Annotated in this window: 8 protein-coding genes; 7 read left to right on the forward strand and 1 reads right to left on the reverse strand. The window is 68.9% G+C overall.

Features of this window, described 5'->3' with window-relative positions:
* From C0461_RS12025 to C0461_RS12040, 4 genes are all read left to right on the forward strand, one after another.
* Positions 1–1,262, forward strand: a 1,262-nt coding sequence (locus tag C0461_RS12025; RefSeq protein WP_292107252.1) for a hypothetical protein, incomplete at its 5' end; no start/stop codon positions are given.
* Between the two features lie 112 nt (positions 1,263–1,374).
* Complete coding sequence (gene xth / locus C0461_RS12030; protein ID WP_292107254.1) at positions 1,375–2,178, forward strand: exodeoxyribonuclease III; 804 nt, start codon at positions 1,375–1,377, stop codon at positions 2,176–2,178.
* A complete protein-coding gene (locus tag C0461_RS12035) occupies positions 2,163–2,675 on the forward strand; it encodes a hypothetical protein (protein ID WP_292107255.1) in 513 nt (170 codons plus the stop codon). The genes xth and C0461_RS12035 overlap by 16 nt, the downstream gene beginning before the upstream one ends.
* Positions 2,676–2,888: 213 nt before the next feature.
* A complete protein-coding gene (locus C0461_RS12040; protein WP_292107257.1) occupies positions 2,889–3,794 on the forward strand; it encodes a cobalamin biosynthesis protein CbiG in 906 nt (301 codons plus the stop codon).
* Between the two features lie 122 nt (positions 3,795–3,916).
* Here the strand turns inward: C0461_RS12040 and C0461_RS12045 are convergent, their stop codons facing one another.
* Entirely contained in the window at positions 3,917–5,266 is a 1,350-nt protein-coding gene (locus tag C0461_RS12045) for an MATE family efflux transporter (RefSeq protein ID WP_292107259.1), read from the reverse strand.
* 145 nt (positions 5,267–5,411) lie between these two features.
* Here C0461_RS12045 and C0461_RS12050 point away from each other — a divergent pair, with 145 nt between their 5' ends.
* The 3 genes from C0461_RS12050 to C0461_RS12060 form a co-directional block, all read left to right on the forward strand.
* Positions 5,412–5,846 carry a DUF2231 domain-containing protein gene (locus C0461_RS12050; RefSeq protein ID WP_292107261.1) on the forward strand — a complete coding sequence of 145 codons (435 nt, stop codon included), beginning with the start codon at positions 5,412–5,414 and terminating at the stop codon, positions 5,844–5,846.
* Complete coding sequence (locus C0461_RS12055) at positions 5,843–7,144, forward strand: sorbosone dehydrogenase family protein (RefSeq protein WP_292107263.1); 1,302 nt, start codon at positions 5,843–5,845, stop codon at positions 7,142–7,144. Before C0461_RS12050 ends, C0461_RS12055 begins: the two co-directional genes overlap by 4 nt.
* 89 nt (positions 7,145–7,233) lie before the next feature.
* Positions 7,234–7,979: alpha/beta hydrolase fold domain-containing protein (locus C0461_RS12060; RefSeq protein WP_292107266.1), on the forward strand; the 746-nt coding region annotated here is incomplete at its 3' end.

Consider the following 7,979-nt stretch of genomic DNA (forward strand, 5'->3'; position numbering starts at 1 on the left):
CCCGCCGAGGGGCTCAGGAGTCGTCTTCCGAACCCCGCACCGGTCCCGAGGTCCTCGCCGAGGCCCAGGCGGTCGCGACCGCCACCAACACCAGCTGCGACATCGTCAACGCCGTCAGCCCGGGCCGCAACGGCGATATCAACATCTACGAGGTCGCCTGCGCCACCGGCTTGGGCCACATCCTCACCGATGGCGATCAGCCCGCTTCGCGGAACTGCCTCATCGTCGCCCAGCAGGCCGAGGAGTTTGCGCGCGAAAACCCCGATGCGCCCGCCCAGGTGACCTGCGCCCTGCCAGAGAACGCCAACGCCGAACAGGTCATGGCCGGCTATATCCAGTCCGCCGGCGTCACCTGCCAGGTGGACCAGACCCGCTGGGTCGGCCGTACGCAGTCGGGCGAGGAACGCTACGAAATCGGCTGCGCCGGCGTCGACGGCTACTGGCTTCGCGTGAGCCCTGCCGGTGAATACCTGGACCGGCTGGAGTGCATCGAGGTCGCGGCCGCCGGCGGCGAGTGCGCCTTCACCACAAACGAAGAGCAGATGGCCGGCTTCCAGGCGCGTTTCGCCTCGGTGGCGCCTCAGGCCTGCACCCCCGAAGCGGGCCGCTTCGTGGGCGCCAATGAGCAGTTCCGCTTCTACGAAGTGAAGTGCAGCGAGGGCTTCGGCTTCATCGCCCAGACCAACCCTGCGGGAGAGCCGCAGGACGCCCGTGACTGCAGCCGTCCGCAGCTGGTGCCCGGCGGATGCACCCTGACCGACAGCACGGCGGCCCAGTCCGCCGCCGCCGAGCAGCGCGCCGCCGCCCTGGCCCAGGTCGGTCGGACCTGCTCGGTCAACGAAGAGCGCATCGTCGCGGTGGAGAGCCCGCCGGACGGCTCTCCCGGTCGTGAGATCTACGAGTTCGACTGCGCCGATCAGCCTTTTGGCCTGACGGGCTTCTTCCCCGTCGCCGGCGGCTCGGGCCAGGTCGAGGCGTTCGACTGCTTCACCATGGATTCGCGCGGTCTGGAGTGCCAGTTCGTCTCGCGTGAAACGATCAGCGCCGAGTTGACCCGGATGGTCACGGCCAGCAACCGCAACTGCAATGTGGTCGACTATCGCGTGGTCGCCCGCATGGCGGGGCGTGATGGCGACGTGGCCGAGGTGAAGTGCGACGACGGCCGCGGCTGGTTCGGCGAGTTCCCCGACGATCGTCAGGCCGCCGGTCAGCTGCTGCCCTGCGCCGCCGCCGCCCGTCAGGGCGACGAGTGCGTGCTGTAAGACTCGACGTTTCACCCCAACGGAAAGGCCCGTCGCAATCGCGGCGGGCTTTTTCTTTTGTGCAGGTCCGCGGTGCGTTAGCGTGGCGCCGTCCTGAACTGCTGAGTCCCTGATGCGCATCGCCACCTGGAACGTGAACTCCGTCAACGCCCGCTTGTCCACCGTGCTGGAATGGTTCGGCCAGGCCCAGCCGGACGTGGCCTGCCTGCAGGAGATCAAATGCGTGGACGAGAAGTTCCCGCGCGAGGCCTTCGAGGACCTGGGCTACAACGTCGAAACCCACGGCCAGAAGACCTACAACGGCGTGGCCCTGCTTTCGAAATTCCCCCTGTCCGATGTGCGGCGCGGCCTGCCCGGCGACGATTCGGACGAGCAGGCGCGTTACATAGAGGCTCTGGTGGAGGCCCCGGCGCCGGTGCGGGTGGCGTCCATCTATCTGCCCAACGGCAATCCGCTGGGGACCGAGAAATTCGCCTACAAGCTGGCCTGGTTCGAGCGCCTGCGCCTGCATGCGTCGGACCTGCTGACCAATGAAGAAGCCGTGGCCCTGTGCGGCGACTTCAACGTCATCCCCACGCCCCGGGACGCCAAGAACCCCGAGGCCTGGGTGACAGACGCCTTGTTCCAGCCCGAGAGCCGCGAGGCGTTCCGCGCCCTGAAATGGCTCGGTTTCGCCGACAGTCACGAGCTGGGCGATGAACCCGAGGGGACCTGGACCTTCTGGGACTATCAGGCCGGAGCCTGGCGGCGGGACCACGGCATCCGCATCGATTTCGCCCTGCTGTCCGCCCTGGCGGCCGACCGCTTCCGGGGCATCGAGACCCATCGCGACGCCCGCGACATGGAAAAACCCAGCGATCACGTGCCCGTCGTCGTCGAGCTGGATCCGGAGCCGCCCGCGTGGTCGATGCGCTGAGGATTATCCTTCTGGTGGCGCTGGCCGCCGCCGCCCTGACCACGGCCGGCCTGACCCTGGCCTGGTGGATGGAGCCCCGACGGCGCCTGCACCGGGCCCTGGACAAGGCTCTGGGCGGCTCGCCCGAGGTCGAGGCCGTCTCTCCCGCCGAGGGCCGCGCCTGCGCCCTGGATTTCGACACCGGCCAGGCGGCCGTGCTGTGGGACCGGGGCGCCAACGGCCTGGTCTATGATTTCGACGAGATCGACGGGGCCGAGATGATCGTGGACGGGCATGTGCTGGCCCGCGTGCGCCGTGGCGAGGCGCGCCGGGCGCTGGACGTCATGGCCCCGGACGCCGGCCAGGTGGTGCTGCGTCTGATGTTCGCTGATCCGCGCCACCCCGAGTTCGAGCTGGACCTGTGGAACGCCGCGACGGGCGCCTCGACCGGCTCGCCCTCGGAAGCGCTCAGGCTGGGGCGCCGCTGGCTGTCCCATGTGGAAGCCTTGATGAAATAGGCGCACCGCGCCCTTTCGACATGTCTCCCGAAAGGCTAGAATCAAACCTCGTCATCCTCGGGCCTGTCCCGAGGACCCACGCGTCCGCCGCACGTTCATGAGATGTGTCAACGGGATGGGCCATCCATCCGCTGTTCCCGCGACCTCGTGCATGGGTCCTCGGGACAGGCCCGAGGATGACGGATTTCTGTAATTTCACCCGCGAGTTTTCCCGTGCCCCGCCTGTTCGACGCCTATGTCATCGCCAACTGGACCGCCGCCGAGGGCAAGAAGCTGGGCGAGCAGTCGCTGTGGATCGCCGTGGCCAAGCGTGACGTGCGCATGCGGCTGAAGATCGAGACCCACAACGCCGCCACCCGCGCCGAGGGTGAAAAGCTGCTGGCCGACATCCTGGGCGACCTGAACAAGCGCGGCGACCGGGCCCTGATCGGCCTTGACGCGCCGCTGGGCTTCCCTGTCGGCACGGCCGCGCGCCTGAACCTCAAGGACCAGAGCTGGTCCGGTCTGTGGGCCTTCCTGGCTGACAATGTTCGGGACAAGCCCGACAACACCAACAACCGCTATCAGGTGGCGGCCAAGATGAACCGGCTGATGACCGACGAGGCGCGGCCGTTTTGGGGCGCCCCCGCCAGCCAGGCCCAGCGCTGGCTGACCACCACCAAGCCCGAGGGCGGCTACGGCGACGTCCCCGAGTTGCGCGCCACCGAGGTCGCCGCGAAACAGGGCAAGCTGCAGCCCAAGACCGTGTGGCAGATGCACGGCGCGGGCGCCGTCGGCGGCCACGCCGTGATCGGCATCCCCACCGTGCGCCGTCTGGTCGAGCGGCTGGGCGCTGCGGCCGCCGTCTGGCCGTTCGGCACGGGCTGGCGCGCCCTGACGCCCGAGGACGTGGCGCCCCTGTCGGCGCTGGTGGTCGAGGTCTGGCCCGCCATGTTCGGCGGCGCGCCCGAGCCGGGCGAGTTCAGGAGCCAGGCCCAGGTCCGCGTCGCCGCCGAGACCTTCGCCCGCATGGACGAGAAGAACGAGCTGGCCGCCGCCTTCGCTCCGCCCAAGGGCGCGTCGGACGACCTGATCCGTCAGGTGGAGACCGAGGAAGGCTGGATCCTCGGCGTCCGCTAGAGCCTGATCGGTTGAGGTGGAATCGCTTCGCGATCCCACCGATGCCGTGAATCAGGCTCTCGCATTAAACTGGACCGAAATCTGAGCCCAGTTGAACTGCGTCCAACTGAACCGATTTCGGTCTAGGCGGGCATCCGCCGCGCCACCCGTACAAACCGGCCGGTCAGAAGCGCCGCAGAGATCAGGCTGGCGACGATCACGCCCCAGACGATGCCGTCCACGCCCATGCCCATGGGATGCGCGAACAGCCACGCCAGAGGCATCATCACCGCGCCATAGCTGAACACATGCATGGCCGTGGGCCACCACACGTCGCCAGCCGAGCGCAGGGCCTGGGCCGCCACCACCTGAATGCCGTCGGCCACGAAGAACAGGGTCGCCAGGATCAGGGCCGGGACCGCGATGGCCACCAGCGCGGCATCGGTCGTGTAGACGCCGATGATCACCTCGGCGCCGGGCCACACCACCAGGGCGATGGCCAGCGCCAGAAGTCCCGTGACGCCAAGGCCCAGCACCCCGGCGCGGATCAGACCGGCCCGGTCGTGGGCGCCGTAAGCCCGGCTGACCAGCACACCGGTCGCCGCTGACAGACCCATGGGGTTCATGAACACGATGGCCGACAGGTTCAGCACGATGGCCCAGGCCGCCACCTCCAGCCCGCCCAGCCAGCCGGCCACGATGCTCATGGCCGCGAAGGCGCTGACCTCGATGAAGTAGGACGCCCCGGCGCCCACGCCGACCTTGTACTGCTCCCGCTCGATCACCCGGTCACGGCGCGGCTTGCGGAACACGCCCAGCGCCCGGGCGTCGGTCATGCGCGCGATGTAGACCAGCAGGAACACCACCAGCATCAGCCGGGCGGCGAAGGTGGCCCAGCAGGCCGCCACAGCGCCGTCCACCGGCAGGCCCGAGGTCCCCGGCACCAGCCACAGGTTCATCAGCAGGTTCAGCCCGTTGGCGATCCACATGGCCCACATGCCTGGCCGGGGCCGCGACAGGGCCTCAAGGAACAGCTGGGCCGCCACCGAGATCAGATAGAAGGGCAGCGACAGGGCCAGGACCATCAGGGGCGCGGCCGCGTCCTGCCCCAGCCCGTCCTCCAGCCCCACGCGCACCAGCGCCCACGGCCCCGCCAGGATCAGGGCCAGGGCGGAGATGAGGCCCAGTTGCACCGAATAGACCAGCCCGCGCCGGAACACCGCCCCCGCTTCCTCGCGCCGCCCCTGGCCGATCAGGCGCGCGGTCATCACCTGCGTCCCCATCAGCAGCCCCACCGCCGTGGTCACGAACACCGACGACGGCGCCCAGGCGAGGGAATGCAGCGCCAGCTCGCGCGCCGCGTACTGCCCCACCACGATGGCGTCGGTCAGGCCCATGGTCATGATGCCCACGCGCGCCAGCACCACCGGCCAGGCCAGGGTCAGCAGCTCGCGCAGATCGGCGCGCATTTCGGGGCGGACGGCGGCGGTCATCGAAGGGTCAGGTCAGGGCCGTGAGCAAAAGGGCGCGGAACCTGACGCCGCGGCCCCGGCTTGGCAATAGCGCCCCCGCCACACCCCCTGATGAAACCGAACGCCGGGTGAGGGATTGGCAAAGGGAGACGACAGGGAGAGACAGATGGCGGGCTACAGAAACTGGTGCGGGATCCTGCACCCCCTTCACGCGATCCTGCTGGCCTTTCCCATCGCCCTGTTCAGCTTCGCGGTCGCTACAGACATCGCCTATCTGAACACCGCCGAGATCCAGTGGTCGAACTTCTCCGCATGGTCGATCACCTTGGCCTTGTTCTTCAACGGCCTCGTGGTGGCATGGGCGGTCATCGAGGCGATCATGGCCCGGCGCTCACCCGGACTGACCCGCAGTCTGATCTATCTGGCCGTTCTCGTCGTCATGTTCATCGTCGGCCTGATCAACATCTTCCGGCACAGCCAGGACGGGTGGAGCTCGGTGGGCGCGCCCGGTCTGATCATGTCCATCATCTGCGCCGTGCTGGCTCTGATCGCCGGCTGGCTGCTCCATTCCAGATCCACCGTCCGGGAGGTCGTCCAATGAGGATGCGGCTTGTCAGCATCGCGGCTCTTTCCCTGGGTCTCGCGGCGTGCGGAGGGTCCGGCGGCGACCCGGACGTTCAGGAAACCGGCCCAAGCCCCGACCTGCCCTCCATGGACGAAACGCTGGTCCCGTCCATGAACATCGCTCCGCCGGGCGACTGGAACGGCGACCTGCCCACGGTGCCCGAGGGCTTCACCATCAGCGTCGTGGCTGACAACCTGATGATCCCGCGCCAGATGCTGATGCTGCCCAACGGCGACCTGTTGATCGCCGAAGGGTCCGGCGGCGGCGCGCCTCGCCTGCGGCCCAAGGACGTGCTGGCCGGGCTGATCAAGGCGCAGGGACGCTCGTCGGTCGAGGGTGGCGACCGCATCACCCTGATCCGCGATTCCAACGGCGACGGCGTGCCCGAGCTGCGCACCGTGCTGATCGACGACCTGAACGCGCCCTACGGCATGGCCTTCGTGGACGGCAATCTCTACGTGGCCAATCAGGATGCGGTCATGCGCTTCCCCTATCAGGAGGGCCAGACCGAGATCACCGCGCCGGGCGAAGAACTGACCCCCCTGCCCGCCGAACTCAACCACCACTGGACCAAGGCCATGACGGCGAGCGCCGACGGCCGCTTCCTGTACGTGGGCATCGGCTCCAACAGCAATGCGGGCGAGCGGGGCATGGCGGTGGAGGAAGAGCGCGCGGTGGTCTGGGAGATCGACCGCGAGACCGGCGCCCGCCGCACCATCGCCCGCGGCATCCGCAACCCCACCGCCCTCGCCATCGAACCGACCACCAACCTGCTTTGGGCCGTGGTCAACGAGCGGGACGAACTGGGTCCGCAACTGGTGCCCGACTATCTGACGCAGGTCCGCGACGGCGCCTTCTACGGCTGGCCCTACAGCTACTGGGGCCAGCACCTGGACCCCCGCGTGCGGCCGCAGGACCCTGATCTGGTCGCCACAGCCATCGCGCCGGACTATGCGCTGGGCAATCACGTGGCCGCCCTGGGCCTGGACTTCGCCGTCGAGGGCGGTTTCGGCGGGACGTTCGCCAGCGGCGCCTTCATCGGCGAGCACGGCAGCTGGAACCGTCAGGACCTGTCCGGCTACAAGGTGTCGTGGGTCCCCTTCTCGGGCGGCCGCCCCTCGGGTCCGCCCGTGGACTTCGTCACCGGCTTCCTCAGCGATGACGACGAGGCCCGGGGTCGCCCGGTCGGCGTCTTGTTCGACCCGCGCACCCGCGCCCTGTTCATCGCCGACGACATGGCCAATGTGGTGTGGCGCGTGGCGCCCACGCGGTGACCCCGAACCGCTGGCTCGGGAAATAGTCTGACAATTGACTTTCGGACGCCGGGCGACCAACGTCTGATCAAATTGCCGGGGAGGCGAACATGGTCCGGACGTTGCAGCTGCTTTTCTTCGTCGCCCTTGTTGCGGGCGGGGCGCCCGCCGTCGCGCAACAGGCGCCCATGACGGCCATGGAGGCGCCCGCGGAGCCCGACGCCATCCCCCTCGGCACCGGCGGTGTCGAGGGCTCCGAAGCCGCCGAGAGCTGGTTCAGCCAGTGGGGCGACACCTTCGTCCGCAATGTGACCGTGGCCACCCTGACCCCTGTCCTGCCCGAGCCTGGCGCGGCCAACGGCGCGGCGGTGATCGTCGCGCCCGGCGGCGGCTTCATGTTCCTGTCCATGAGCAACGAGGGCTGGGAGGTGGCTCAGGCCCTGGCGGGTCAGGGCGTGGCCGCCTTCGTGCTGAAATACCGTGTCCGTCCGACGCCCGGGGACCTGGGCGAATTCGAGCAGGACGTGACCGCCATGTTCGCCGGCGCGCGCCGACCGCCGCCCGGAGGCTTTTCATTGGCCAATCAGGTCGAGGACGCCACGGCGGCCTTCGCACTCGTTCGTTCGCGCGCCGACGAATGGGGCGTCGATCCCGACCGCATCGGCATGGTCGGCTTCTCGGCCGGGGCCGGAACGACCCTGGCGACCACGCTCACGGCCCCGGAGACGCGCCCCGCCTTCATCGCCCCGATCTACGGCGCCATGACCGCTGTCGAAGTCCCTGAGACCGCACCGCCCATGTTCGTGGTCCTGGCGGCGGACGACCCCCTGTTCGCCAACAGCGGCTTCGGCCTGGT

Source organism: Brevundimonas sp. (genome assembly GCF_013823285.1).
Classification (GTDB): Bacteria; Pseudomonadota; Alphaproteobacteria; order Caulobacterales; family Caulobacteraceae; genus Brevundimonas.